At 37.5% G+C, this 1104-nt stretch carries 1 pseudogene; it reads left to right on the forward strand.

What is annotated here, in order from left to right:
• Window positions 1-89 precede the first annotated feature (89 nt).
• Window positions 90-1019 (forward strand): annotated as a pseudogene (locus A3I7_RS12975) (amino acid permease); the annotation flags it as partial.
• Between the last annotated feature and the right edge of the window lie 85 nt (window positions 1020-1104).

Genomic DNA, 1104 nt, shown 5'->3' on the forward strand with positions numbered 1-1104 from the left:
GCTCATATCAAAAAACACCTCAGAAAAGCATTGCCAAATTGCGATACTTTTCTTGAGGCTCTTTTGTCCTATCCCTATTTCAATTAACTATATTTCAATTGTCAACGGCTCTTATCTTGGCTGTAGCAGCTAATACTGGCTTTTCAGCTTTTCCAATGTTATCTTTTAGTATGGCAAAAAATAAATACATGCCTCACATGTTTATGGAGAAAGGGGCGCGTTTGGGATATTCTAACGGCATTATTACTTTGGCCTTGGGAGCGATTTTACTTTTGCTTTTGTCAGAAGGATCAACTGAACGTTTGATTCCTTTATACACAATTGGGGTTTTTGTTCCTTTTGCTTTGTCGCAAACAGGGATGGTTATTCACTGGAAACGACAATATGGTAAGGGTTTTATTAGACATTCTTTGGCTAATATTATTGGTGCTGCAATCTGTTACCTCATTATTATTGTTTTATTACTTTTCCGTTTATCAGATATTTGGCCGTTTTTCCCACTCATCGGTGCTCTGATGTTTCTTTTCATTTCCATTAAGCATCACTATACCAATGTTGCTCTCCAACTACGTTTGACGGATGAAGTTAAGAATATTCAATACTCAGGGAATACAGTCCTAGTACTTGTTGGTAATATGACACAAGCAAGTATCAGAGCGGTCAATTATGCTAAAAGTATTGGCGATACCGTCATTGCTATGCATGTTTCAACTTTGGAAACAAAAGAAAAAGACGAAGAAATTGATGCTGAGTTTCATGACTATTTTCCTGATGTTACCTTTATCAATATTGAATCTACTTACCGTGATATCATTGGTCCGACAGTGCGTTTTGTTGAAAAGATCAGTCGCGAAGCCAATAAGGAAGGGCAAACAATGACGGTTGTTATTCCAAGGTTTGTCCCTAAACACGGTTGGCAAAATATGCTCCACAACCAAATGAGTTTGCGTCTTAAAGCACGTTTACGCTGGCATGAGGATATTGTTATCAGTTCCTACTCTTTCCACTTAAAAAGGTAAATTCTCAAAGTAAGTTCTAGTTCCCGTCCTTCCAGAAGTTACTCTGAGAAAACTGCATAAAACCAACAGAATTTAGTCTCAGACT

This window comes from Streptococcus orisratti DSM 15617 (assembly GCF_000380105.1).
GTDB lineage: Bacteria > Bacillota > Bacilli > Lactobacillales > Streptococcaceae > Streptococcus > Streptococcus orisratti.